Genomic DNA, 25,360 nt, shown 5'->3' with positions numbered 1-25,360 from the left:
CGGCGTGCGCGTCGCCTATCTCGGCCTCGCCTACCACGCGAAGACGGGCTCGACGCGCTTCCTGCTCGACCTGCTCGCCGACCACGCGCAGGTGGACGCCTTCTTCGCCGAGCCCGACCCCGCGAAGCTGCGCGAAGCCTGCGCCGGCTTCGACGAACGCGACTACGACGCCATCGTGGTGCTGCAGCTCCATGAGGCCTTCGCGCTGCTCTCGGGCCGGCATCCCAACGTCACCTACGCGCCGATGCACGATGCGATGTGGCGCGGCGGCGCCTTCCTCTGGAAGCCGCATTTCAACACGGCGAAGGTGCTGTGCTTCTCCCGCGCGCTGCATGCCGAGGTGATGCGCCGCGCGCCGGTCCATGCCTACGCCCAATACTACCCCGATCCGGCGCGGCACCGCCCGGCCGACCCCGCCCCCGGCCTGCGCGGGGTGTTCTGGTACCGGCGCAGCGAGATCCCGCCCGCTTCCGTCTTCGCCCTGACCGCAGGCACGCGCTTCGACAGCCTGACCATCCACGACGCCCCCGACCCGGGCCACGAGGCGCCCTTCCCCGCCGCCGTGCCGGGGCATCTCGCGCGGCTCGACCGCACGGTCTGGACGCCGGATGGCACCCCCTTCCGCGCCGCGCAGGAGGCGGCCAACGTCTTCTTCGCCCCCCGCCCGCTGGAAGGCATCGGCATGTCCTTCCTCGAGGCGATGGCCCGCGGCCTCTGCGTCGTCGCCCCGGATGCGCCGACGATGAACGAATACGTCTCTCACGGGGTGAACGGGCTTCTCTACGCCCCCGGCCGCCCCACGCCGCGCGACTTCACCCGCGCGCGAGAGATCGGCGCCCGCGCGCGGGAGGACATCGCCGCCGGCCATGCGCGCTGGCAGGCCGCACTGCCCGCCCTGGCCGAGTTCCTTCTCACCCCCACCGCGCGGCTCCGCCGCGTCCCGGGCCGCCTCGGCCTGACGCTGCCGGCGCCCGAGCCGGACGGCGATCTCGCCGCCGCCGGCATCGCGCCGCTCGCCCCCGGCGCCGCGCCCCCGCCGGGCGCGACCTGGCTGCTGCACGCCCCGCCCGGCGCCGCGCCGGACGCCGCCGCGCTCCGCGCCGCCGCCATGGCAGCGCCGGCCGGGGCGGTCGCCATTCGCGGCCATCACCTCGCGCTCCGGCCCGATGGCAGCACCACGCTGCACCGCGCCGATGACCTCGCCGCCGCCTGGGCGCGCCTGCTGGCCGGCGAGGCGGGCCCCGAGGGTCTGGGCGTGCCCGAGGCCACGCTGATCCGCGCGGCCTTCCTCGCCGAGCGCGCCGCCGCGCTGCCCGCGACCGCCCCCGCGCTCGCCGCGCTCCTGCTCGAGGCCGGGGCGCCGCTGCATGTCGCCGACGCCGTGCTCGCCACCCGCCCGGCCAGCGCCGAGGCCGACCGGCCCGGCTGGATCGCGCTCGCCGCGCGGCGCGAGGGCGAGGCCGCCGCCGCCCGCCTCGCCGCCGCCTTCGCCGCCGCCGATGCGGCCGTGCGGGAGGCCGCGCGCGCCGCCGCCCCGGCGCGCCGGGCGCTGGCCCTGATCGGGCTCGCCGACCGGCTGCACCCGGCCCTCGGCCGCCTCGCCGAGCGGCTCGCCCACAGTCCGCGCCTGCGCCGCCTCGCCACGCGGCTGCTGGGCCGGTGAAGGCGCGGCGCCCATGAGCACCCCCCGCCTTTCCATCGTCACGCCCTGCCTCAACCGCGCCGCGACGATCGGCGCGGCGATCGGCAGCGTGCTCGCCCAGGGCCATGACGCGGTCGAGCACATCGTGGTGGACGGCCTTTCCACCGACGGCACGGCCGAGGTGCTGGCCCGCCACCCCCACCTCACCGTCATCCGCGAGAAGGACCGCAACCTCTACGACGCGCTCAACAAGGGCATCGCCGCCGCGCGCGCGCCGGTGATCGGCCTGCTCAACAGCGACGACCTCTACGCCCCCGGCGCCTTCGCCGCGGCCGAGGCGGCGCTCGCCGGCACCGGCGCGGAGATGGTGCTCGGCGCGGCGGAGTTCTTCACCGAGCGCGAGGGGCGGGAGGTGGTGCTGAAGCGCCTCTCGGGCGCGGCGAATGCGCTCTCGGTGGACAACGCCATCGGCGGCATCACCACCATGAACGCGGCCTTCTTCCGCCGCCCGCTGCTCGACCGGCTGGGCGCGCGGGGCGGGGCGGGGCCCTTCGACATCCGCTTCCCGCTCGCCGCCGACAAGGATTTCTGGCTCCGGCTCGCCCTGCTCGGCCCGCGCTGCGCGACGCTCGATGCCACCGTCATCCGCTATCGCAGCCACGAAGGCTCGCTCACCTTCGCGGCCGGCGACCTGCGCGACAAGCTCTCGCGCCACCTGCTCGACCTCGCGCGGACGCGGCTCGGGGAAAGCGCGGCGGGGACGGCCGAGCGCGCCACCTATCGTCGCTGGCACGCCTGGGCGGCCGGCTACCGGGCGGCGCTGCAGGCGCGGGCCGGGGCGCTGCCGGCCGCGCTCGCGACCGCCGGCGCGGCCTTCGCGGCCGATCCCCTCTGGCCGGCCCGGTTCCTGGCGCGCCTGCCCGGCCATTGGCGGGGCCGCGCCCAGCGCCGCGACGGCGCCGTCTAGATGCTGCCGCTTTCCTGCCCTAAGCGGAGGCTTCCTCCCGTATCCCCGACAGGCGAATAACGGCCCGCATGACCCTCCTGATCACCGGCGGCTTCGGCTTCATCGGCTCGGCGGTGGTGCGCCGCCTGCTCGCCACGACCGAGGAGGTGGTGGTGAATCTCGACCGCCTCACCTATGCGGCGAGCCCCGAGGCGCTCGGCCGCTGGCTGCACGACCGCCGCCACATCCATGTGAAGGCCGATATCTGCGACGCGGCGGCGCTGCGCGAGGTCTTCGCCACCCACCGCCCGCGCGCGGTGATGCACCTCGCCGCCGAATCCCATGTGGACCGCTCGATCGACGGCCCGGCCGAGTTCATCCGCACCAATGTCGTCGGCACCCAGGTGCTGCTGGAGGCGGCGCGGGAACACTGGGCCGGCCTGCCGGCGGCGGAAAAGGCGGCCTTCCGCTTCCACCACGTCTCCACCGACGAGGTGTTCGGCTCGCTCGAAAGCCGCGACGACAAGCCCTTCGACGAGCATACGCGCTACGATCCGCGCAGCCCCTATTCGGCCTCCAAGGCGGCCTCGGACCATCTGGTGCGCGCCTGGCGGCACACCTACGGCCTGCCCGCCTTCGTCTCGAACACCACGAACAACTACGGCCCCTGGCAGTTCCCCGAGAAGCTGATCCCGCTCGTCACGCTCAACGCGCTCGAGGGCCGGCCGCTGCCGGTCTATGGCGACGGCTCCAACATCCGCGACTGGATCCATGTCGAGGACCATGCCGAGGCGCTCGTGCTCGCGCTGTTCCGCGGCGAACCGGGCGCGACCTACTGCCTCGGCCCGCGGCAGGAGCGCACCAACCTCGAAGTGGTCCGCGCCATCTGCGCCACGCTCGACCGCCTGCGCCCCGACCCCGCCGGCCCGCGCGAGCGCCTGATCACCTTCGTCAAGGACCGCCCGGGCCACGATTTCCGCTACGCCATGGACCCCTCGGGCGCCGAGCGCGCCCTCGGCTGGCGCGCCCGCCGCGACTTCGAGACCGGGCTTGCGGAGACCATCGCCTGGTATCTCGACAACGAGGCCTGGTGGCGGCCGATCCGCGAGCGGCGCTATGCCGGCGAGCGCCTGGGCGGGGTCAAGCCATGAGGCCGCAGGCGCTGCGCGGCGACCCCACGCGAAGGACAGGTGAATGAAGGGCATCCTGCTCGCCGGCGGGTCCGGCACGCGACTGCATCCGATGACGCTCGCGGCCTCGAAGCAGCTCCTGCCGGTCTATGACAAGCCGATGGTCTATTACCCGCTCGGCACGCTGATGCTGGCGGGCATCCGCGACATCCTGCTGATCTCGACACCGGCCGACCTGCCGCAGTTCCGCCGCCTGCTCGGCGACGGCAGCCAGTTCGGCGTGACCATCACCTATGCCGAGCAGCCGAAGCCCGAGGGCATCGCCCAGGCCTTCCACATCGGCGCCGACTGGATCGGCGGGCAGCCCTGCGCGCTGGCGCTCGGGGACAACATCATCTACGGCCATGGCCTGGTGGAAAGCCTCAAGGCGGCGGCCGAGCGGGCCAGGGCCGGGGAGGCGACCATCTTCGGCTACCGCGTGGCCGACCCCGAACGCTACGGCGTGGCCGAGTTCGACGCCGCGGGGCGCGTGCTCTCGCTCGAGGAGAAGCCGCGGCAGCCGAGATCGGACTGGGCGGTGATCGGGCTCTACTTCTACGATTCCCGCGTGACCGCGCTCGCCCGCGACCTCGCCCCCTCGGCGCGCGGGGAGCTCGAGATCACGGACCTCAACAGGATCTATCTCGGCCTCGGATCCCTCTATGCGGAACAGCTCGGCCGCGGCTGCGCCTGGCTCGATGCCGGCACGCCGGCTTCGCTGCTGCAGGCGGCACTCTTCGTGCAGACCGTGCAGGACCGCCAGGGCCTGCAGGTCGGCTGCCCGGAGGAGATCGCCTTCCGCATGGGCTTCATCGACGCCGCGGCCCTGACGCGCCAGGCCGATGCGCTCGGCAAGACCGCCTATGGCACCTATCTGCGGGACCTCGCGGCCGGGCGCCTGCAGTGAAGGTCACGCCGCTTGCCATCCCCGACCTGCTGCTGGTCGAGCCGGTCCGCCACGGCGACGCCCGCGGCTTCTTCAGCGAGGTGTGGTCGCGCCGCGCGCTGGCCGATGCCGGGATCGCGGCGGATTTCGTGCAGGACAACCATGCTGCCTCCGCGCCGCGCCACGTGCTGCGCGGGCTGCATTTCCAGCGCCCGCCGCATGCCCAGGGCAAGCTGATCCGCGTGGCGCGCGGGGCGATCCTCGACATCGCGGTGGACATCCGCGAGGGCTCGCCGACCTATGGCCGGCATGTCGCGATCGAACTGAGTGCCGCGAACTGGCTCCAGCTCTGGGTGCCGCGCGGCTTCGCCCATGGCTACCTGACGCTCGAGCCGGACACCGAGGTGCTCTACAAGACCGACGCCTATTACGCGCCGGAGGCGGATGCGGCGATCCGCTGGAACGACCCCGCGCTCGGCATCGCCTGGCCGGTCGCCGAGCCGGTGCTCTCCGAGAAGGACCACAGCGCGCCGCTGCTCGCCGAGATCCCGCCCCCCTTCCCGCGCGGGAGCTGGTGATGCGCCGCATCCTGGTCACCGGCGCGGGCGGCCAGGTCGGCTCGGCCCTGCTGGCCGCGCTGCCGGCCCAGGGGTTCGAGGCGCTGCCCGCGGGGCGGCCCGCGCTCGATTTCGACCGCCCCGCCAGCATCGAGGCCCTGCTGGCCGCGATGGCGCCCGAGGCGGTGGTGAACTGCGCCGCCTGGACCGCGGTGGACGCGGCCGAGGAGAACGAGCCCGCCGCCTTCCGCGCCAATGCCCTCGGGCCCGCGCTGCTCGCCCGGGGCTGCGCGGCGCGCGGCATCCCGCTGGTCCAGCTCTCGACCGACTACGTCTTCGACGGGACCAAGGGCGCGCCCTATGCCGAGGCGGACCCGCCGAACCCGCTCGGCGCCTATGGCCGGACCAAGCTGGCGGGCGAATGGGCGGCGCTGGCGGGCAATCCGCGCAGCATCGTGCTGCGCACCTCCTGGATCTATGCGCCGGCAGGCACCAATTTCCTGCGCACCATGCTTCGCCTCGCCGCCGAGCGCAGGGACCTCTCCGTGGTCGCCGACCAGATCGGCGCGCCCACCGCCGCGGCCGACCTCGCGGAGGCGATCGCGGCCATCCTCGCGCGCATCCGCGCGGAAGGCTGGCGGCCGGCCCATGGCGGGGTCTTCCACGCCACCGCCGCCGGCCACACCTCCTGGCACGGCTTCGCGGAGGCCATCTTCGCCGCCGCCCGCGCCCATGGCGGGCCGTCGCCGCGCATCCGCGCCATCGCCACCGGGGAATACCCCGCCCGCGCGCGGCGCCCGGCCGATGGCCGGCTCGACTGCGCGCGCCTCGCGGCGGTGTTCGGCGTGCGGCTGCCGCCCTGGCAGGAGGGGCTCGCCCGTGTGATGCGGGCGCTGCACGCGGCATGAGGGCACCGGACAGGATCGTCCTGGCGCTGCTGGCCGGGCTCGGCGCCGCCGCGCCCGCCGCCGCCCTGGCGCCGCCCGCCCCCTGCCCGCCCGTGGCCATGGCCCCCCTGCCCGCACCGAGCTTCGCGGCCGCGGTGGCGGCGCGGCGCGCGCCGGTGATCGTGGCCTTCGGCTCCTCCTCCACCGCCGGGGCGGGGGCGACCGAGGCGCTGCGCAGCTATCCCGCCGTGCTCGAGCGGCGGCTGCGCTACGCCCTCGGCCTGCCGGTGACGGTCCTGAACCGCGGCATCGGTGGCGAGGCGGCGGAGGAGATGGCCGCCCGCCTGGACCGCGACGTGCTGGCCGCGCAGCCGGACCTCGTGATCTGGCAGGTGGGCGGCAATTCCGCGCTGCGCTCGGCCGATCCCGAACGCTATCGCGCCCTGGTGCGGGAAGGGCTGGAGCGGCTGACGCAGGCCGGCATCTCCGTCGTGCTGATGGACAACCAGCGCGCCCCGCGCATCGCCGCGCGGCCGAACCACCGCACCTACGACGCCATCACGGCCGAGCTCGCCCGCGCCGTGCCGGGTGTCGCGCTGTTCTCGCGCGGCGCGCTGATGGATGCCTGGGCGCGGGCGGGCGTGCCCGGCGGCGCGGTGCTGACCGGCGACGACCTGCACCACAACGACCGCGGCTATGCCTGCCTCGCCGAGGCGCTGGCCGCCGCCCTGCTGGACGGGCTGACGCCGGTCCATTCCAGGGCATCGAACGTTCCGATACAATAAGAACCTTCGCAGGTTTCAAGACCCGCGCCGGTGCACTGGCTGCATAACGCGGTTGCGGCCAGGGAACGTTGGATGCCGGGGCCGGTCCGGTGTAGCAACCTGCTTAACAATTCCGTGACCACGATTCCGTGATCGAGTCGCGGGAGGTTGGGAGAAGGCAATGCTCGACGGCCTGACGGCCAGGGCGATGGGCGCGCTGCCGCTGCATGCGGTGCGCCCGGACGGGCTGACGGGCTTCCTCGAGGCCCTGCCCGGCGCCACCGCATTGTTCCTGCGCGCGGCGGGCTTCGCCGCGAAGGCGGGCGAGCACGCGCTGCTGCCCGGGCCGGACGGCCTGGCCGGCGCGGTGGTCGGGCTCGGCACCGATGAAGGGCCCTGGCCCTTCGGCGCCCTCTCGCGCGCGCTGCCCGCCGGTTCGGCCTGGCGCCTCGCCCCGGGGCCGCAGGATGCGGCCATGGCGGTGCTCGGCTGGGCGCTCGGCGCCTATCGCCCGCACCGGCACAAGGCCGGCGGCCCCGCCCCGGCGCTGCTCGAGATCCCCGAAGGCGGCGAACGCGCCGTGATGATGGCCGAGGCGATCTGCGCGGCACGGGACCTGATCAACGCCCCGGCGGCCGATCTCGGCCCGGCGGAACTCGCCGCCGCCGTGACCGCGCTCGCCGCCCGCCACGGCGGCAGCGCGGAGGTCATCAGCGGGGAGCCTCTGGAGCAGGGCTTCCCGGCGGTCGCCGCGGTCGGGCAGGGCAGCCACCGGGCCCCGCGCGTGGCCGTGCTGCGCTGGACCGGCGCGGCGGAGGGTCCGCTGGTCGCGCTCTGCGGCAAGGGGGTGTGCTTCGACACCGGCGGGCTGGACCTCAAGCCCTCCTCCGCCATGCTGCGGATGAAGAAGGACATGGGCGGGGCCGCCGTGGTGCTCGCGGTCGCCGAGATGGTGATGCGCAGCGCCCTGCCCGTGCGCCTGCTGGTGCTGGTCGGCGCGGTGGAGAACGCCATCTCGGCCACCGCCATGCGCCCGATGGACGTGCTGCGCACCCGCAAGGGGCTGAAGGTCGAGATCGGCAACACCGACGCCGAGGGCCGGCTGGTGCTCGCCGACCTGCTCGCCTATGCGGCCGAGCAGCAGCCGGCGGTGATCCTCGACTGCGCCACCCTGACCGGGGCGGCGCGGGTCGCCCTCGGCCCCGACCTGCCGGCCCTGTTCAGCAACGACGACGCGCTGGCCGAGCGGCTGCTCGCCGCCGGCAGGGCGGTCCACGAGCCGCTGTGGCGCCTGCCGCTGCATGACGGCTACGATTCCTGGCTCGACAGCGCGGCGGCCGACCTTTCGAACGTGGCGCAGAAGCCCATGGCCGGCGCCGTGATCGCGGCCTTGTTCCTGCGACGCTTCGTTCCGCCTTCTACGCCCTGGCTCCATCTCGACCTATATGCGTGGAACGACACCAACCGGCCGGGCCGTCCGGAGGGTGGAGAGGCGCAAGCCGCCAGGGCGCTGCACGCACTACTCGAACAGCTCCCTGAGTTCTACCGCCGTGGGATGCGGCGCTGAGCCGCCCCACACCATTCGCCGGACGGCAAAACACGGGCGGGCATCCCGCCCCAACACTTCGAAGGAAGAACCGACATGACCAGCCACGCCAACCCCGACCAGCAGATCGGCATCCTGCGCGAGACGATCGTCGCCCTCGTCCGCAGCGACGGGCCGGACCTCTCCGCCCGCCAGCTCGCCGTGCTGCTGACTGTCTATCTGGGCGAGGGCCCGCACACGGTCCGCGGCCTCGCCGCCGACCTCAACGTCTCGAAGCCGGCGATCACCCGCGCGCTCGACCGGCTGGGCGAGCTCGACCTCGCCCGCCGCAAGGTGGATCCGGCTGACCGCCGCTCGGTGCTGGTGCAGCGCACGCCCAAGGGCACGACCTTCCTGCGCGACCTGCGCAACGTGATGGTCGAGGCGGCCAAGGGCACCGCCGAGGTCCGCCTGCTGCCGGCCCAGGGCAACGGCGAGCCGGCCCTGCGTGCGGTCTGAACCCCGGCCGGGCAAGGGATGACCCTTTGCCCGCCGGGCATCACCTCCCGGTCTCGCGCGCGGCCGCCCGAGCAGCCCCGCGCGCGGGACCGGCGGGCGAAAGCCCTCGCCGTTCGCGCGACGGCATGATGCCGCGCATGCGGGGCGGCGCCGGCCGCCCCGCCCTTTTCCCGCGCCCGGCCCGCGGGAAGCGCCCTGGCGTCCTCAATAGCCGGCCGCGAAATCTACCAGGTTGATCAGCGGGCGTCCCTCGCGGGCGCGATGGATGTTCTCCACCACCTGCGGCGCCGCGCTGGCGGGGATGGTGATGCTCGCCGCATGGGGCGTCAGGATGACCTTCGGGTGCGACCAGAAGGGGCTGTCCGGCGGCAGCGGCTCGGGCTCGAACACGTCGAGCGCGGCGCCGGCGAGGTGCCCGCTGTCGAGGGCGGCCAGCAGGTCGGCCGCCACCTGGTGCCCGCCGCGCGCCGCGTTCAGCAGGTAGCCGCAGGGCTTCATGGCGCCGAGCAGCCTGGCGTTGATGATCCCGCGCGTCTGCGGCGTCAGCGGCAGCAGGCAGACCAGCATGTCCGCCCGCGCGGCCATGGCGAGGAGGCCGTCCGGCCCGTGGAAGGTCTCCACGCCCTCGACCTGCTTCGGCCGGCGCGACCAGCCCATCACCGGGAAGCCGAGCGCGCGCAGCGCCCGCGCCGCGTCGCTGCCGAGCTCGCCGAGGCCCATGATGCCGATGTGGCGCGCCGAGGTCTCGGGCGCGGGCAGTTCGTGCCAGACCCTGCGCGCCTGCTGGTCACGGTATTCCAGGTCCTGCCGGTGGAAGCGCAGCACGTTCAGCAGCACCCACTCCGTCATGCCCTGGGTCAGCCGCGTGTCCACGAGGCGCGCCACCGGCACGCCGGGCGGCGGCCCGGGCGGGCGGAACAGGTGGTCCACGCCCGCGCCCATGGAGACGATGAGCCTGAGATTCGGGTAGCGGCGCAGCTCCATCATGTCATGCGCCGTCCAGACCACCGCGGCCTCGATGTCCTCGGGCGCGCCGGCCTCGGGGAACAGGCGGATCTCGAGGGAGGGATCCACGGCGAGCAGCGCCGCCTTCCAGTCCTCCATCGTGTGCGCCTTGGTCGAGAGCAGAACCGCCATCAGCCGGGATCCTTCAGCAATGCCTCGATGGACGCCGCGTAGTCGCGCCAGCTGTCCTTGCGCGTCGCCACGCGCTCGGTCCCGTCCGGCAGTTTCGCGTAGAGGGTGAGCACGCCCTTCGACCACAGCGCGTCGAAATGCTCGGGCGACTGCATCGCGAAGGCGGCGGTGCGGTTGAACACGCCGTCGCGCACCTTCGGCATGACCTTGTAGAACCACCACCAGCAGCCGGCGCCGAGCGCGATCGTCCCCGCCCAGGCCCCGCCCTGCGCGATGCCCAGCGCCTCCAGCGGCGCCCCGCCCCATTTCAGCGCGGCGAAGGAGACGAGCAGCACCAGCGCCGCCGGCCAGATGTTCTCCCCCGAGCGATAGACCGGGGAGCCGGGCGAGTTCATGCGCCGGATATGCACGCCGAGCTTCACATGCCCGGCATCCATCAGCGCCTCGAGGCGTTCGAGATCGTTCAAGTCCTGAGCCCTGCCGTCGCCTCGGCCCTGAGATCGAATGCCGCGGCCATCAGGGCGCGGGTGTAGGCCTCCCGCGGCGCGCCGACAACCTGCGCTGCCTCGCCCTCCTCCACCACCTTGCCGTCCTTGAGCACGATGATCCGGTGCGCCATCGCGCGCACCACGCGCAGGTCGTGCGAGATGAAGAGGTAGGCCAGCCGGTGCTTCGCCTGCAGCGCGCGCAGCAGGTCCACCACCTGCGCCTGCACGCTGACATCGAGCGCGCTGGTCGGCTCGTCGAGCACGAGGAAGCGCGGCTTGAGCACCAGCGCGCGCGCGATGGCGATGCGCTGGCGCTGCCCGCCCGAGAACTCATGCGGGTAGCGCTCGGCCATGGCGGGCTCGAGGCCGACCTCCTCCAGCGCCGTGGCGACCGCCGCCGCGCGCTGCTGCCGGCTCAGGCCGGGCTCGTGCACCGCGAGGCCCTCGCCCACGATCTCGGCCACGCTCATGCGCGGGGAAAGGGCGCCGAACGGGTCCTGGAAGACGATCTGCATCCGCCGGCGCAGCGGGCGCAGCTGCGACCGGCCAAGGCCCTGGATGGCCGCGCCCTCGAAGCGGATCGCGCCCTCGCTGTCCTCGAGGCGCAGCAGCGCAAGGCCAAGCGTCGTCTTGCCCGAGCCCGATTCGCCGACAAGGCCGACCGTCTCGCCCTCCCGCACGCTCACGCTCACGCCGTCCACCGCGCGGACATGGCCGACCACGCGGCGCAGCAGGCCGCGGCGGATGGGAAAGAGCACCTTCACCTGCTCGCCGCGCATCACCTCGGCCGCATCCTCCGTGACCGGCGGCGGCGCGCCGCGCGGCTCGGTGGCGAGCAGCATCCGCGTATAGGCGTGCTGCGGGGCGGCGAAGACCTCCGCCACCCTGCCCTGCTCCACCGCGCGCCCGTCCTTCATCACCACCACGCGGTCGGCGTGCTTGCGCACGATGTTGAGGTCGTGGGTGATGAGCAGCATCGCCATGCCGCTCTCGCGCTTGAGGCGCTGCAGCAGTTCGAGGATCTGCGCCTGGATGGTGACGTCGAGCGCGGTGGTCGGCTCGTCGGCGATCAGCAGCTTGGGATCGTTGGCGAGTGCGGCGGCGATCATCACCCGCTGCCGCTGCCCGCCCGAGAGCTGGTGCGGATAGGCGCCGAGCCGCTCCTCGGCATTGGGAAAGCCCGCGCGGCGCAGCAGCTCGATGATGCGCGCGCGCAGCGCCGGCCCCGCCAGCGCCTGGTGCAGCGTGATCGCCTCGCCCACCTGGCGCTCGACCGTGTGCAGCGGGTTGAGCGAGGTCATGGGCTCCTGGAACACCATCCCCGCCACGCCGCCGCGCAGCCGACGCAACTCGGCATCGGGGGCCGAGAGCACCTCCGTCCCGTCGAGCACGATCCGCCCTTCCGGATTCCCGCCCGCGCCCGGCAGCAGCTTCAGGCAGGAGAGGGCGGTGACCGACTTGCCCGAGCCGGATTCGCCCACCAGCGCCACCGTCTCCCCGCGCTCGACGGTGAAGGAGACGCCCTCGACCACGCGCTTGCCGCGGAAGGCGACGGCGAGGTTCTCGACCCTCAGCAGCGTCATCAGCGCCCGCCCCCCGGCAGCTTGCGGGGGTCGAAGGCGTCGCGCACCGCCTCGCCCACGAAGATCAGCAGCGTCAGCATGGTGCCGAGCACGACGAAGCCGGTCATCGCGAGCCACGGCGCGGTCAGGTTGTTCTTGCCCTGGTTCACGAGCTCGCCGAGCGAGGGCGAGCCCGGCGGCAGGCCGAAGCCGAGGAAGTCGAGGCTCGCGAGCACGGTGACGCTGCCGCTGAGGATGAAGGGCAGGAAGGTCAGCGTCGCCACCATCGCGTTGGGCAGGATGTGGCGGAACATCACCACCGTGTCGGAGACGCCGAGCGCCTTGGCCGCGCGCACATAATCGAAGTTGCGCCCGCGCAGGAACTCCGCCCGCACCACGCCCGTCAGCCCCATCCAGGAGAACAGGAGCAGGAAGACCAGCAGCACCCAGAAGGAGGGCTCGATCACGCTGGCGAGGATGATGAGCAGGTAGAGCTGCGGCATGCCCGACCAGATCTCGATGAAGCGCTGGAAGATCAGGTCCACCCAGCCGCCATAGAAGCCCTGCACCGCGCCCGCGGCGATGCCGATGATGGAACTGACGATGGTCAGCGTGAAGCCGAACAGCACCGAGATGCGGAAGCCGTAGATCACCCGCGCCAGCACGTCCCGCGCCTGGTCGTCCGTGCCGAGCCAGTTGCGCGCCGAAGGCGGGGAGGGCGCGGGCTGGCCGAGATCCCGCACCACGCTGCGGTAGGAATAGGGCACCAGCGGCCAGACCATCCAGCCGCCCTTGGCTTCGATGTCCTCGCGGAAGCCGCGATCATGCCAGTCGGCAAGCGTGGGCAGGCCATCCTGGACCACATCGCTCTCGGCATAGTCCACCAGCACCGGGAAGTACCAGCGCCCGTCCACCTTCGCGACCAGCGGACGGTCATTGGCGATGAACTCCGCGAACAGGGTCACGAAGAACAGCACCGCGAAGATCATCAACGACCAATAGCCGCGCCGGTTGGCGCGGAAATTGGCGAGGCGGCGGCGGGTGAGCGGGGTGAGGGTCATGGCACGGCGCGGCGGCAGGGGGGCGCTGCCCCCCTGCACCCCCCGCCAGAGGCCGAAAGGCCTCTGGACACCGGAGATTGGCTGGTTGGCGGGAGGGCGGCGCCCTCCCGCGGCGACACCCGCGCCACGACCATCGCCCCCATCACCGCCGCGCCTCGAAGTCGATGCGCGGGTCCACGAGCGTGTAGGTGAAGTCGCCCACGATCTGCATCACGAGGCCGAGCAGCGTGAAGATGTAGAGGGTTGCGAACATCACCGGGTAGTCCCGACGGATGGCGCTTTCGAAGCCGAGCAGGCCGAGCCCGTCGAGGGAGAAGATGATCTCGGTCAGCAGCGCGCCGGTGAAGAGGATGCCGATGAAGGCGGCCGGGAAGCCGGCGATGATCAGCAGCATCGCGTTGCGGAACACGTGCCCGTAGAGGATGCGCCGCTCGGTGTTGCCCTTGGCGCGGGCGGTGACGACGTACTGCTTGCCGATCTCGTCGAGGAAGGAGTTCTTGGTCAGCATGGTCAGCCCGGCGAAGCCGCCGATCACCAGCGTCAGCGTGGGCAGCACCATGTGCCAGGCGTAGTCGAGCGCGCGTTCGAGGAAGGGCAGCTCGGCCGCGCCGGGGCTCGCGAGGCCGCGCAGCGGGAACCACTGCAGGAAGGACCCGCCCGCGAACAGCACCACCAGCAGGATGGCGAAGAGGAAGCCCGGGATGGCGTAGCCCACCAGCACCACGCCCGAGGTCATGACATCGAAGCGCGAACCGTCCCGCACCGCCTTGCGGATGCCCAAGGGGATGGAGACGAGGTAGATGATGAGGGTGGACCACAGGCCGAGGCTGATCGAGACCGGCATCTTCTCGAGGATCAGGTCCACCACCGGCCTGTCTCGGAACAGCGAGCGGCCGAAGTCGAAGCGCAGGTAGCCGCCCAGCATCTCCATGAAGCGCGTGGTGGCGGGCTTGTCGAAGCCGAAGGCGCGCTCGATCTCGGCGACGATGGCGGGGTCGAGCCCGCGCGCGCCGCGATAGGTGCCGACCGGCGCATCCCCGCCCGCCCCCGTGCCCGCGCGCATCTCGGATGCCGGGGCGCGGACCTCGCCGCCGCCCTCGCCGGTGACGCGGCCGAGGACGGACTGCCCCTCCCCGCGCAGTTCCGCGAGCATCTGCTCGACCGGCCCGCCCGGGGCGAACTGCACCACCGCGAAATTGATCAGGATGATGCCGAACAGCGTCGGCACCACCAGCAGCAGGCGGCGGAGGAGATAGGCCGCCATGGCGGTCTAGCCGCGGCGCGCTTCGGCAAGCGCGCGCTCGCGCGCCGGGTCGCTCCACCAGGCCGAGGGGAAGGCGAGGCCGTAGCGCGGGTTGCGCTCGGGCCGGCCGAACTTGTCCCAGAAGGCGATGCGGAAGGTGCGGGTGTGCCAGTGCGGGATGACGAAGTTGTGGTGCAGCAGCACGCGGTCGAGCGCGCGGGTCCGCGCGACCAGCTCGTCGTAGTTCGGCGCGCCGATGACGAGCTCCACCAGCTCGTCGATCGCCGGGTCGGCGATGCCCGCGGTGTTGCGGCTGCCGTTCTCGGCCGCCTTGGCCGAGGTCCAGTAGTCGCGCTGCTCGTTCCCCGGCGAGAAGCCCTGGCCCATGCTCTCGACCGTCATGTCGAAGTCGAAGGCGTCGGTGCGGACCTGGTATTGCGCGGGGTCCACGGTGCGCACGCGGGCGGTGATGCCGAGGCGGGCGAGCCACTGCACATAGGGCAGCGCCACGCGCTCGAAGGTGGCGCCCTGGAGCAGGATCTCGAACTCGAAGGGCTGGCCCTGGGCGTTCACGAGGCGCCGGTTCTGCACCGTCCAGCCGGCCTCGCGCAGCAGGGCGAGGCCGCGGCGCAGCCCTTCGCGGTTGTTGCCCGAGCCGTCGGTGACCGGCAGGCGGTATTCCTCGGTGAAGACCGTCTCCGGCACGCGGCCGCGGAAGCCTTCCAGGATCTCCTTCTCCCGCCCCTCGGGCAGCCCGCGCGCGGCGAAGTCGGAGTTCGAGAAGTAGGAACTCGTGCGGGTATAGGCGCCGAAGAACAGGTTGGCGTTCATCCACTCGAAGTCGAAGGCCTCGATCAGCGCGCGGCGCACGCGCGCATCCTGGAACATCGGCCGGCGCAGGTTGACGGCGAAGCACTGCATCCCGGTCGGGATCTCGTGCGGGATCTCCTCGCGCCGCACGAGGCCGCGGCGCGCGGCGGGGAAGTCGTAGCCGGTGGCCCAGTCGCGCGCGACGTTCTCGGTGCGGAAATCCACCTGGCCGGCCTTGAAGGCCTCGAAGGCGACGGTGGTGTCGCGGAAGTACTCGTAGCGGATGGTGTCGAAGTTGTAGAGGCCGCGGCGGACATTGAGGTCGCGCGCCCAGTAGTCCTCGACCCGGCGATAGACCACGCTGCGGTTGGGCTCGAACCGCTCGAGGCGATAGGGCCCCGAGCCCAGCGGCACGTCGAGCGAGGGGCGGGCGAAGTCGCGCCCCTCCCACCAGTGCCGCGGCATCACCGGCAGGTCGCCCAGGATCTGGGCGAGTTCGCGATTGTCCGGGGTGCGGAAGCGGAACACCACGCGCCGGGGGCCTTCGGCCACCACCTCCGCCACGTCGGCCCAATAGGCGCGGAAGAAGGGCCGCCCATGCGTGCGCAGCGCGTTGAAGGTGAAGACGACGTCCTCGGCGGTGACGGGCCGGCCGTCGTGCCAGCGCGCCGCCTCGCGCAGTTCGAAGGCGACGCCGCGACGGTCGGCGGGCAGTTCCACCGTCTCGGCGATCAGCCCGTATTCGGCCGTGGCCTCGTCGGCATTCCCGGCCATCAGCGTGTCGTAGATCAGCCCGATGCCGGCATCGGGCGTGCCGCGCAGGATGAAGGGGTTGAAACTGTCGAAGGAGCCGAGGCGCGCGAGCACCACCTCCCCGCCCTTCGGCGCATCGGGATTGGCCCAGCCGAAATGCGGGAAGTCGCGCGGCAGCTTGGGTTCGGCCAGCAGCGAGAGCGCATGGGTGCGCACCACCTCGCCCGGCCGGTCGCCGCCGGCGGGGACGACGGCGCGGGCCTGCCGGGGCATGGCGGGAAGGGCGGCGAAGGCGCCAAGCGCCAGGAGGTCACGTCGCTGCATGCTGTGCAGGATGGGGGTTCGGCCCCCGCGCGGCAACGTCCGCGCGCTTACCGATCGGTGAGCAGGCCCGCGGCCTCCTCCAGCAGGGCGGGGTCGCCCACCGCCAGCACGCGCCCGTCGGCGGCGGCAGTCAGCGTCTCGCCGCGCCAGCCGGTCACGCGGCCGCCGGCGCCTTCGACCACCGGCACCAGCGCGGCCCAGTCCCAGATCTTCATCGTGGCATCCACCACGATGTCCACGAGCCCGAGCGCGAGCAGCCCATAGGCGTAGCAGTCGCCGCCCCAGGTCACGCGCCGGGCGGCGGCGCGCAGGCGCTCGAATCCGGGGCGGTCGGCGGGGCGGAACATGTCGGGGCTGGTGCAGGAGAGTTCCGCCGCCCCGACCCCGGCGCAGGGCCGGCAGGCGGCCCGGCCGCCGAGCGGGGCGCGGAAGCGCGTCGGCCGCCCGGCCGCGCCGACCCAGCGCTCGCCCGTCACCGGCTGGTCGATGATGCCGAGCACCGGCGCGCCGCGATGCAACAGCGCGATCAGGCTGCCGAAGAGTGGCCGGCCGGTCACGAAGGCGCGGGTGCCGTCGATCGGGTCCAGCACCCAGACCCATTCGGCATCGGCGCGGTGGCTGCCGTGCTCCTCGCCGATCACGCCATGGGCGGGGAAGCGCGCGGCGATCAGGTCGCGGATCGCGGCCTCGGCGTCGCGGTCGGCCTTCGTGACGGGGCTCGCATCGCCCTTGGCCTCGACCAGGAGGGCAGAGCGGAAAAGCGGGCGGATCACCGCCCCGGCGGCGTCGGCGAAATCCTCGGCCGCCGCGATGATGTCATCCCCGACCATGCGTTCCCACGACTCCAGGCTGCGCCCGCGGCCCGAGGCCCCGCCGCGCCAAGAACCCCCTCCGGCGGCGCGCGGCGGCGGCGGCCAGGACGTTACGGCGCGGGGGCGTTCGGCGAGATCGAGCGCAGGAAGGCGATGAGGTCCGCCCGCTGCTGCGCGTTCGCGAGGCCCGAATAGGACATGCGGTTGCCCGGCGCATAGGCGCGCGGGTTGTGCAGCCAAGCGTTCAGCTCCTCGTAGGTCCAGGGCTTGTCGGCCATGGCGCGCAGCGCGGGCGAGTAGTTGAAGCCATCAATGTGCGCGTGCTTCGCGCCCACGATGCCCCACAGGTTCGGCCCGACGCCCGACCGCCCGCCCTCGTTCAGCGTGTGGCAGGAGGCGCACTGCCGCTGCGCGATGGTCCGGCCGTTCTCCACATTGGCATTGGCCAGCAGCGGCGTGATCGGGTCGAGCGCGGCCGGGGCGGGCGCGGCCGCCTGCTGCGCCGGGGCCTCGTCGCCGATGCGGACCACCGCCTCGGCGGGGAATTTCGGCGCCACGAGCAGCCGCCCGGCGAAACCCGCCAGGCCGAAGGTGATGCCGGCGGTCAGCACCGCGGCGATGATCTTGTTGCCTTCCAGAGAGTGCATGCGCCCCGAACCCTCGCGGCGGCCCGGGAGTGGTTTGCGCCCCCGCACCGGCTTGCCTAAAACGCGGCGGACCATAGTGAACGCGAACCCGCCCGACAAGCAGCCGGAGCCGCCTTCTTGCGCCCCATCGTCGTGATCCCGGCCCGCATGGCGGCCACCCGCCTGCCCGGCAAGCCGCTCGCCGACATCAACGGCCGGCCGATGATCGCCCATGTCCTCGACCGCGCGCGCGAGGCCGGGATCGGCCCCGTGGCCGTCGCCGCCGGGGAGCCGGAGATCGTTGCGGCGGCGAAGGATGCCGGTGCGGCCGCCGTGCTCGTCGCCGAGGACGTGCCCTCGGGCACCGACCGCGTGCAGCGTGCCATGGCCGCGCTGGACCCCGAGGGGCGTCACGATGTGGTGGTGAACCTGCAGGGCGACTTCCCCACCATCGCGCCCGAGACGCTGCGCGCGGTGCTGCAACCGCTGGCGGACCCCGGCGTGGACATCGGCACGCTGGTCTGCCCCATCGCCGACGAGGAGGAGGCCAACACCCCCTCCTTCGTGAAGGCCGCCTGCGCCTTCGCGGGCGAGGCGCGCGTCGCCCCGGCGCTCTATTTCTCGCGCCTGCCGATCCCCTGGGGGGATGGGCCGCGCTGGCACCACATCGGCGTCTATGCCTTCCGCCGCGCCGCGCTGGACCGCTTCGTGCGCCTGCCCGCAAGCCCGCTCGAGATGCGCGAGAGGCTCGAGCAGCTCCGCGCGCTCGAGGCGGGCATGCGCATCGCCGCCGCGCGCGTCGAGCACGGCCCCTTCGGCGTGGACACGCCGCACGACCTCGAACGCGCCCGCGCGCTGCTCGCGCGCTGAACGGACCCGCCATGCCGAGCCACACCATCGCCTTCCAGGGACTGCCCGGAGCCTATTCCGACCTCGCCTGCCGGGCCGCCTATCCCGGCTGGACCACGCTGCCCTGCCCCTCCTTCGAGGCGGCGATGGAGGCGCTGCGCGAAGGCCGCTGCGAACTCGCGATGCTGCCCTGCGAGAACTCGCTCGCCGGCCGCGTGCCGGACATCCACCGCATGCTGCCCGATTCCGGCCTCTACGTGGTCGGCGAGCATTTCCAGCGCGTCGAGCACTGCCTGCTGGCGCCGAAGGGCGCGAGCCTCTCAACCATCCGGCGCGCGCACAGCCACCCGGTCGCGCTCGGCCAGGTGCTGCGGCTGATCAAGGAACTCTCCCTCGAGCCGGTGATCGAGGCCGACACCGCCGGCGCCGCCGCCATCATCGCCAAGCGCGGCAACCCCGAGGATGCCGCCATCGCCTCCGAGCTCGCGGCCGAGATCTACGGGCTCGAGATCCTGCGCCGCAATGTCGAGGACGAGGCGCACAACACGACGCGCTTCTACGTGATGTCGCGCGAGCTCCACTACCCGCCGGTGGATGCGCCGGACACGGTGACCACCTTCGTCTTCCGCGTCCGCAACATTCCGGCCGCGCTCTACAAGGCGCTGGGCGGCTTCGCGACCAACGGCGTGAACATGACGAAGCTCGAATCCTACATGCTGGGGGGGCATTTCTCCGCGACGCAGTTCCTCTGCGACGTGGACGGCCACCCCGACAGCCCGCCGCTCAAGCGCGCCTTCGAGGAACTCGCCTTCTTCTCGCGCGAGTTCCGCGTCCTCGGCGCCTATCCGGCGCACCGCTTCCGGCTGGAGCAGGGCGCGGCGGACTGAGGCAGGGCCGGCCCGCCCGCTCCGCCCGGGTCAGTCCACCCGCGCGCCGCTCGCGCGGACGATCTCGGCATGGCGGCGCAGCTCGGCGGCCAGGAATTCCGCCGCCTGCGCGCGCGTGCCGCCGAGCAGCACCAGCCCCGCCGCCTCCATCCGCTGCCGCGCCTCGGCCTCGGCGAGCACCTCGTTGATGAGCGCGTTCAGCCGGTTCACCACCGGCTCGGGCGTGCCCTTGGGCGCCATCACCATGAACCAGGTGCCGAAGGTCAGCCCCGCCATGCCGAGCTCGGCGGTGGTCGGCACGTCGGGCAGTTGCGGCGCGCGGCGGTCATCGAGGATCGCGATCGGCACCACCTGCCCGCCACGGATCAGCGGCAGCGCGCCGGTGACCAGGTTGAACATCGCCTGGATGCGGTCCGAGAGCAGGTCCGTCACCGCCGCCGCCGGCCCGGAATAGGGCACGTGCTGCATCTCGGTGCGGGTCATCTGGCGGTAGAGCTCGCCCGCGAGATGCATCGAGGAACCGTTGCCGGTGGAGCCGAAATTGATCCGCCCCGGATTGGCCCGGGCGAAGGCGGTGAATTCCGCGAGGGTGCGCGGGCCGAGCTGCCGGTTCACCACCAGGATGTTCGGCACGTTGCCCACCAGCACCACCGGCTCGAAGTCGCGCACCGGGTCGAAGCCGGTCTCGCGGTAGAGGCTCGGGTTGGTGGCGAGCGTGCCCGCCCAGCCCCAGAGGAAGGTGTAGCCGTCGGCCGGGCTGCGCGCGACGAGCGTCGCGCCGACATTGCCGTTCGCCCCGGGCCGGTTCTCCACCACCATCCGGTGCGGCAGGCGCTTGTCGAGCTCCTGGGTCAGGATGCGCGCCAGCGTGTCGGCGGTGCCCGCGCCGCCGGCGGTCGGCACCACGAGGCGCACCGGGCGGTCCGGCCATGGGCCCTGGGCGCCGGCGGCGATCGGGGCGAGGGCGAGCGGCGCGGCGATCAGCGCCCGGCGGTGCAGCGTCATGGCGGGGTTCCTGTTATGGACCCGCGATGCTGGAACGCGCCGGCCCCGGCCGCAAGCATTGCGCGCGGCAAGCGGCCCGGGCAGGAACCCGGCCGGCGGCGGGAGGCGGGCGATGCGCGTGGCGATCCTCGGGGCGGGCGCGGTGGGGCCGATCTGCGCGGTGCTGGCCGCGCGGCGCGGGCATGAGGCGGTGCTGTTCTCGCCCTCGGGCGCCGGCACGCGCGGGATCGGGGGGCGGCTGCGGGCGGAGGGGCTGATCGCCGCCGAGGTGCCGGTCGCCGTCGCCGCCACGCTTGCCGAGGCCTTCGCGGGGGCCGATGCCGCGCTGCTCGCCGTGCCGGCCCATGCCCATGCCGCCCTGCTGCCGCGCATCGCCGCGGCGCTGCCCGACAGCCTGCCGCTGGTCCTGACCCCGGCGCTCTCGCTCGCGCCGCTGGTGCTCGATGGCCTGCGCGCGGACCTCGGGGGCGCGCCGGGCCGCGCGCCGCTTGGCGCCATGGCCACCACGCCCGCGGGCGGGCGGCGCATCGGCCCCGATGCGGTGCGCGTCACGCTGGTGCGCAGCGAGGTGCCGATCGCCGCCCTGCCGGCGGCGGCGGCGGCGGAGATGGGCGCGCTCGTGCAGGAGCTGTTCGGCACGCTCTGCCCGGCCGCGACCAACGTGCTGGAAGTCGCGCTCGGCAACGCCAACCCCATCACCCATGGCGCGCTGGCGCTCGCCAACCTCACCCGCATGGAGCGGGCCGAGGCTTGGAACCAGTACGAGATGATGACGCCCGCGGTCTGCCGGCTGATGGAGGCGCTCGATGCCGAGCGCGCCGCGCTCGCGGCCGCCTGGGGCGTGCGGGTGGACGGCGTCGCGGCCTATCTGCACCGGGCCAATGGCGTGCCGCTCGCCCCGCTGGCGGAGATGACCGCGGCCATCGCGGCCTCGGCCGGGGCGGTGATGGGGCCGACGGCGGTGGCCACGCGCTACCTGACCGAGGACATCCCCTTCGGCCTCTCGGCCTGGCTGCGGCTTGCGGCGGCGAAGGGGGTGGCGATGCCGGTCACCGCCGCGGTGGTCACCGCGCTGGCGGCGCTGACGGGCCTCGACCTCGCGGCCAATCCGCTGCTGGACGGGCTCGATCCCGCGGCGCTCGGCGGGGCGCTGGACGGGGGCGTCGGGCGCGGCTGACGCGCGGCCGGCAAGGGGCTGGCTTCGGCCGCGGCTGACGCGCGCGGTCGCCCCGGCGGCATGCGGCCCCGGGACGGCCGCGGGTTTCACCGATCCGTCGCGCGCCCTTCATTGCCGCGCCATGAAGGGCGCGCTAGGTGGCGATTGATGGAAGCCGTCGCCCGCGCCCCCGAGGAAGCCCTCAAGCCGCGCCGCCTGCGGCGCGCCTCGCCGCTGAATTTCCAGCCCTGGATCCCGGGCGCGGCCTGGGCGGACGTGATGGAGCCGCGCCCGATGGGCGGGCGGCTGCGCGCGATCCGGCGGATCGTGCTCGCGGTGCTCTGGACGCTCGTCGCCATTCCGATCCAGGCCGTGCTGATCCGGCTGCCGGGCCGCGCCTCGATCGCCTTCGGGCGGCGGTATCACGCCGTGCTGTGCCGGCTGATCGGGCTGAAGGTGCAGGTGGTCGGCACGCCCTCCCGCGGGCCCTCCGTGCTGTTCGTGTCGAACCATTCCTCCTGGCTCGACATCCTGGTGCTCGGCAGCGTGCTCGAGGCGGCCTTCGTCTCCAAGGCCGAGGTCGGCCAGTGGCCGGTGGTCGGGCTGGTGGCCCGGCTCGGCCGCACCGTCTTCGTCAGCCGCAAGCGCAGCGGCACCGGCAAGGAGACCGAGGCGATCCAGGAACGCCTCGCCGCCGGCGACAGCATCATCCTCTTCCCCGAGGGCACCTCGAACGACGGCACGCGGGTGCTGCCCTTCCGCTCCTCCTTCCTCGCTGTGGCGAGCGCGGCGCGCGAGGTCCAGCCCGTCTCGCTGGTCTATGACCGGCTCGGCGGCCTGCCGGCCTGCCGGCGCGACCGGCCGCTCTTCGCCTGGTATGGCGACATGGACATCGCGACGCATTTCTGGCGCATCGCCCGCCGCTCCGGCGCCCGCGCCACGGTGCTGCTGCACGAGCCCGCCGACCCCGCCGCCTTCCCCGACCGCAAGGCCCTGACCGCGGCGGCGAGCGAGGTGGTCGCCGAGGGCGCGGCCCTCCTGCGGCAGAACCGGCCCGCGCAGCCGCTCGCCCTGCGCCCGCCCGGGGCCGCCGGGGCCTGAGTCCGGCGGGACACACCCCTGCCCCGCCCTCGCCGCCATGCTTGACCCGACACGGAGCGCCCGTCCAGGCTGCCGCCATGACGGTCCGCTCCGGTCCCGAGGTCGCTTGACCCGCGCCGCGCCGCTGCGCATCTCCCCCGCCTGCCTTCGCCGCGCCGAGAGCGGCGGAGCCGGCGGAGCCTGACCCCGAATGACCGACACCACCGGCACCCCTGCCCGCAAGCGCCTGCTGATCCGCACCTGGGGCTGCCAGATGAATGTCTATGACAGCGCCCGCATGGCGGATGTGCTGGCCCCGCTCGGCTACGCGCCGACCGAGAGCGTGGAGGAGGCCGACATGGTCATCCTCAACACCTGCCACATCCGCGAGAAGGCGACGGAGAAGGTGTTCTCCGACCTCGGCCGGCTGCGCGAGGCCAAGCAGGCGCGCGGCGGGGAGATGGTGATCGCGGTCGCCGGCTGCGTCGCCCAGGCCGAAGGTGCGGAGATCACCGCCCGCGCCCCCTGGGTGGACATCGTGCTTGGGCCCCAATCCTACCACCGGCTGCCGGAGATGGTCGCCCGCGCCGCCCGCGCCGCGGGTGCGGTGATCGAGACCGAGTTCCCGCCCGAGGACAAGTTCGACCACCTGCCCGAGACCGCCGCGCCGCAGGGCGTGACCGCCTTCCTGACCATCCAGGAGGGCTGCGACAAGTTCTGCTCCTTCTGCGTGGTGCCCTACACGCGCGGGGCGGAATACTCGCGCCCGGTCGCGGCCATCCTGGCCGAGGCGCGGCGACTCGTGGCGCTGGGCGCGCGGGAGATCACGCTGCTCGGCCAGAACGTCAACGCCTTCCATGGCGAAGGGCCGGACGGGCGCGCCTGGGGCCTCGGGCGGCTCGTGCGCAGCCTGGCCGAGGTCGAGGGGCTGGCGCGCATCCGCTACACCACCTCCCACCCGCGCGACATGGACGAGGATTTGATCGCCGCCCATGCCGAGGTGCCGGCGCTGATGCCCTTCCTGCACCTGCCGGTGCAGTCGGGCAGCGACCGCGTGCTGCGCATGATGAACCGCGGGCACACGGCGGACGACTACCTGCGCCTCGTGGAGCGGCTGCGCGCCGCGCGGCCCGACCTCGCGCTCTCGACCGACATCATCGCGGGCCATCCCGGCGAGACCGAGGCCGACCACGCCGCGACCATGGCGCTGATCCGCGCCGTCGGCTTCGCCCAGGCCTTCTCCTTCAAGTATTCCGCCCGCCCCGGCACGCCGGCCGCGACCATGGCCGGCCAGGTGGAGGAGGCGGCGAAGGACGCGCGCCTGGCCGAGATCCAGGCCCTGCTGCGCGAACAGCAGACCGCCTTCAACCGCTCCCGCGCCGGGATGGTGGCCGATGTGCTGGTCACCGGCCCGGGCCGCCACCCGGGGCAGATGGCCGGCCGCACCCCCTGGCTGAACCCCGTGCATTTCGAGGGGCCGGAGAGCCTCGCCGGCCGCATCGTGCCGGTGAAGATCCTCGCCGGGCACCCCAATTCCCTCACCGGGGCGCTCGCCGCGCCCCTCCACGACCAGAGCAGGGAGAGAGACGCCGCTTGACCGCCACCACCAGCCTCGCCTTCCGCGCCGCCGAGCCCCGCAGCCCGATCGAGCAACGCTCCGTCACGCTGCAATTCGACGACAACGTGCTGCTGCCGCTCCTGCATGGGGAGCACGACCGGCATCTGGCGCGGATCGAGCAGGTGCTCGGCGTCCGATTGTCCTCGCGCGGGAACCGCATCGCCATCTCGGGCGGGGCGGAGCGGACCGAGATGGCGGAAGCGGCGCTGCTCGCGCTCTGGAAGCGGCTCGAGCAGGGCCAGCATGTGGGCACGGCGGAGGTGGAGGCGGCGCTGCGGCTCGCCGAAGGCGGCGCCGAGCAGGGCGAGCCCCGCCTGCCGCTGCGCGACCTGCCCGCGATCCGCACCCGCAAGGGCGCCATCGCGCCGCGCTCCCCCGCCCAGGGCGCCTATATCGAGATGCTCGCGAGCCACGAGATGGTCTTCGGCATCGGCCCGGCGGGCACGGGCAAGACCTATCTCGCGGTGGCGCAGGGGGTGGCGCTGCTGCAGACGGGCCGGGTGGACCGGATCGTGCTCTCCCGCCCCGCGGTCGAGGCGGGCGAGCGGCTCGGCTTCCTGCCCGGCGACATGAAGGAGAAGGTGGATCCCTATCTCCGCCCGCTCTACGACGCGCTGAACGACATGCTGCCGCCCGACCAGGTGGCCAAGCGCATCGAGCGCGGCGAGATCGAGATCGCGCCGCTGGCCTTCATGCGCGGCCGCACGCTTGCGCACTGCTACGCCATCCTGGACGAGGCGCAGAACACCACGCCCGCGCAGATGAAGATGTTCCTCACCCGCATGGGGGAGGGATCGCGCATGGTCATCACCGGGGACCCGACCCAGGTGGACCTGCCCTCGGGCCAGCCCTCGGGCCTCGCCGAGGCGCTCAGGATCCTCGAAGGGGTTCAGGGCATCGGAGTCGCGAGATTCGCGGAGCGGGATGTGGTAAGGCACCCCCTGGTGGCCCGGATCGTCGCCGCCTACGGGCGCACCGACGAACGGAACCGGGCGAAGAAGGAGAAGGATGGAACCGGGAAGTAGCCGTCCCGGCCGTGGCCGCATTCCGCGCG

Annotated in this window: 24 protein-coding genes; 15 read left to right on the top strand and 9 right to left on the bottom strand. The window is 73.4% G+C overall.

The window, feature by feature from the left end:
• The first annotated feature begins 4 nt into the window (after positions 1-4).
• From FHS88_RS04975 to FHS88_RS04935, 9 genes are all read left to right on the top strand, one after another.
• Positions 5-1,663, top strand: coding sequence for a glycosyltransferase (locus FHS88_RS04975; RefSeq protein ID WP_184481914.1), 1,659 nt, complete (start codon positions 5-7; stop codon positions 1,661-1,663).
• A gap of 13 nt (positions 1,664-1,676) precedes the next feature.
• Positions 1,677-2,609, top strand: a complete 933-nt coding sequence (locus FHS88_RS04970) for a glycosyltransferase (protein WP_184481912.1) — start codon at positions 1,677-1,679, stop codon at positions 2,607-2,609.
• A 68-nt stretch (positions 2,610-2,677) separates the two neighbouring features.
• Complete coding sequence (gene rfbB / locus FHS88_RS04965; protein ID WP_184481910.1) at positions 2,678-3,739, top strand: dTDP-glucose 4,6-dehydratase; 1,062 nt, start codon at positions 2,678-2,680, stop codon at positions 3,737-3,739.
• A 43-nt stretch (positions 3,740-3,782) separates the two neighbouring features.
• A complete protein-coding gene (rfbA, locus tag FHS88_RS04960; protein WP_184481908.1) occupies positions 3,783-4,664 on the top strand; it encodes a glucose-1-phosphate thymidylyltransferase RfbA in 882 nt (293 codons plus the stop codon).
• Positions 4,661-5,221, top strand: coding sequence for a dTDP-4-dehydrorhamnose 3,5-epimerase (rfbC, locus tag FHS88_RS04955; RefSeq protein ID WP_184481906.1), 561 nt, complete (start codon positions 4,661-4,663; stop codon positions 5,219-5,221). The genes rfbA and rfbC overlap by 4 nt, the downstream gene beginning before the upstream one ends.
• The gene (rfbD, locus tag FHS88_RS04950; protein WP_338146411.1) at positions 5,221-6,108 is read left to right on the top strand and encodes a dTDP-4-dehydrorhamnose reductase; all 888 of its coding nucleotides are present in this window, start codon (positions 5,221-5,223) and stop codon (positions 6,106-6,108) included. The genes rfbC and rfbD overlap by 1 nt, the downstream gene beginning before the upstream one ends.
• The gene (locus FHS88_RS04945) at positions 6,105-6,872 is read left to right on the top strand and encodes an SGNH/GDSL hydrolase family protein (protein WP_184481904.1); all 768 of its coding nucleotides are present in this window, start codon (positions 6,105-6,107) and stop codon (positions 6,870-6,872) included. The genes rfbD and FHS88_RS04945 overlap by 4 nt, the downstream gene beginning before the upstream one ends.
• Before the next feature lie 160 nt (positions 6,873-7,032).
• Entirely contained in the window at positions 7,033-8,418 is a 1,386-nt protein-coding gene (locus tag FHS88_RS04940; RefSeq protein ID WP_246419452.1) for a leucyl aminopeptidase family protein, read from the top strand.
• Positions 8,419-8,493: 75 nt separating this feature from the next.
• Positions 8,494-8,895: a MarR family winged helix-turn-helix transcriptional regulator gene (locus FHS88_RS04935; RefSeq protein WP_184481902.1), complete on the top strand. Its 402-nt coding sequence runs from the start codon at positions 8,494-8,496 to the stop codon at positions 8,893-8,895.
• Between the two features lie 204 nt (positions 8,896-9,099).
• Here FHS88_RS04935 and FHS88_RS04930 read toward each other — a convergent pair whose 3' ends face one another.
• The 8 genes from FHS88_RS04930 to FHS88_RS04895 form a co-directional block, all read right to left on the bottom strand.
• Positions 9,100-10,032: a 2-hydroxyacid dehydrogenase gene (locus tag FHS88_RS04930; RefSeq protein WP_184481900.1), complete on the bottom strand. Its 933-nt coding sequence runs from the start codon at positions 10,030-10,032 to the stop codon at positions 9,100-9,102.
• Complete coding sequence (locus tag FHS88_RS04925; RefSeq protein ID WP_184481898.1) at positions 10,032-10,499, bottom strand: hypothetical protein; 468 nt, start codon at positions 10,497-10,499, stop codon at positions 10,032-10,034. The genes FHS88_RS04930 and FHS88_RS04925 overlap by 1 nt, the downstream gene beginning before the upstream one ends.
• Positions 10,496-12,103 (bottom strand): ABC transporter ATP-binding protein, encoded by a 1,608-nt coding sequence (locus FHS88_RS04920; RefSeq protein WP_184481896.1) that lies wholly within the window; start codon positions 12,101-12,103, stop codon positions 10,496-10,498. The genes FHS88_RS04925 and FHS88_RS04920 overlap by 4 nt, the downstream gene beginning before the upstream one ends.
• A complete protein-coding gene (locus tag FHS88_RS04915) occupies positions 12,103-13,143 on the bottom strand; it encodes an ABC transporter permease (protein WP_184481894.1) in 1,041 nt (346 codons plus the stop codon). Before FHS88_RS04915 ends, FHS88_RS04920 begins: the two co-directional genes overlap by 1 nt.
• A 142-nt stretch (positions 13,144-13,285) precedes the next feature.
• Positions 13,286-14,407 carry a microcin C ABC transporter permease YejB gene (locus FHS88_RS04910; protein ID WP_184481892.1) on the bottom strand — a complete coding sequence of 374 codons (1,122 nt, stop codon included), beginning with the start codon at positions 14,405-14,407 and terminating at the stop codon, positions 13,286-13,288.
• Between the two features lie 6 nt (positions 14,408-14,413).
• Positions 14,414-16,273 carry an extracellular solute-binding protein gene (locus FHS88_RS04905; protein ID WP_184481890.1) on the bottom strand — a complete coding sequence of 620 codons (1,860 nt, stop codon included), beginning with the start codon at positions 16,271-16,273 and terminating at the stop codon, positions 14,414-14,416.
• Positions 16,274-16,320: 47 nt separating this feature from the next.
• Complete coding sequence (gene hisN, locus FHS88_RS04900; protein WP_184481888.1) at positions 16,321-17,103, bottom strand: histidinol-phosphatase; 783 nt, start codon at positions 17,101-17,103, stop codon at positions 16,321-16,323.
• 92 nt (positions 17,104-17,195) lie between these two features.
• Positions 17,196-17,732 (bottom strand): c-type cytochrome, encoded by a 537-nt coding sequence (locus tag FHS88_RS04895; RefSeq protein ID WP_184481886.1) that lies wholly within the window; start codon positions 17,730-17,732, stop codon positions 17,196-17,198.
• 117 nt (positions 17,733-17,849) lie between these two features.
• On the opposite strand from FHS88_RS04895, the gene FHS88_RS04890 reads away from it, so the two are divergent.
• Both FHS88_RS04890 and FHS88_RS04885 read left to right on the top strand, forming a co-directional pair.
• Complete coding sequence (locus tag FHS88_RS04890) at positions 17,850-18,581, top strand: 3-deoxy-manno-octulosonate cytidylyltransferase (protein WP_184481884.1); 732 nt, start codon at positions 17,850-17,852, stop codon at positions 18,579-18,581.
• Positions 18,582-18,592: 11 nt separating this feature from the next.
• Positions 18,593-19,447: a prephenate dehydratase gene (locus FHS88_RS04885; RefSeq protein WP_184481882.1), complete on the top strand. Its 855-nt coding sequence runs from the start codon at positions 18,593-18,595 to the stop codon at positions 19,445-19,447.
• A gap of 30 nt (positions 19,448-19,477) precedes the next feature.
• On the opposite strand, the gene FHS88_RS04880 is transcribed toward FHS88_RS04885, so the two are convergent.
• Entirely contained in the window at positions 19,478-20,452 is a 975-nt protein-coding gene (locus FHS88_RS04880; protein ID WP_184481880.1) for a Bug family tripartite tricarboxylate transporter substrate binding protein, read from the bottom strand.
• A gap of 112 nt (positions 20,453-20,564) precedes the next feature.
• On the opposite strand from FHS88_RS04880, the gene FHS88_RS04875 reads away from it, so the two are divergent.
• The 4 genes from FHS88_RS04875 to FHS88_RS04860 all read left to right on the top strand — a co-directional run bounded on the left by FHS88_RS04875 (position 20,565) and on the right by FHS88_RS04860 (position 25,331).
• On the top strand, positions 20,565-21,629 hold the full coding sequence (locus tag FHS88_RS04875) for an NAD/NADP octopine/nopaline dehydrogenase family protein (protein ID WP_184481878.1): 1,065 nt from the start codon (positions 20,565-20,567) through the stop codon (positions 21,627-21,629).
• A 147-nt stretch (positions 21,630-21,776) separates the two neighbouring features.
• On the top strand, positions 21,777-22,709 hold the full coding sequence (locus FHS88_RS04870; protein ID WP_184481876.1) for a lysophospholipid acyltransferase family protein: 933 nt from the start codon (positions 21,777-21,779) through the stop codon (positions 22,707-22,709).
• Between the two features lie 190 nt (positions 22,710-22,899).
• Complete coding sequence (miaB, locus tag FHS88_RS04865) at positions 22,900-24,285, top strand: tRNA (N6-isopentenyl adenosine(37)-C2)-methylthiotransferase MiaB (RefSeq protein WP_184481874.1); 1,386 nt, start codon at positions 22,900-22,902, stop codon at positions 24,283-24,285.
• Complete coding sequence (locus FHS88_RS04860; protein ID WP_184481872.1) at positions 24,282-25,331, top strand: PhoH family protein; 1,050 nt, start codon at positions 24,282-24,284, stop codon at positions 25,329-25,331. Before miaB ends, FHS88_RS04860 begins: the two co-directional genes overlap by 4 nt.
• Positions 25,332-25,360 lie beyond the last annotated feature (29 nt).

The organism is Neoroseomonas alkaliterrae (assembly GCF_014199195.1).
Lineage (GTDB): Bacteria > Pseudomonadota > Alphaproteobacteria > Acetobacterales > Acetobacteraceae > Neoroseomonas > Neoroseomonas alkaliterrae.
This window is presented reverse-complemented; position numbering and strand designations above follow the sequence as displayed.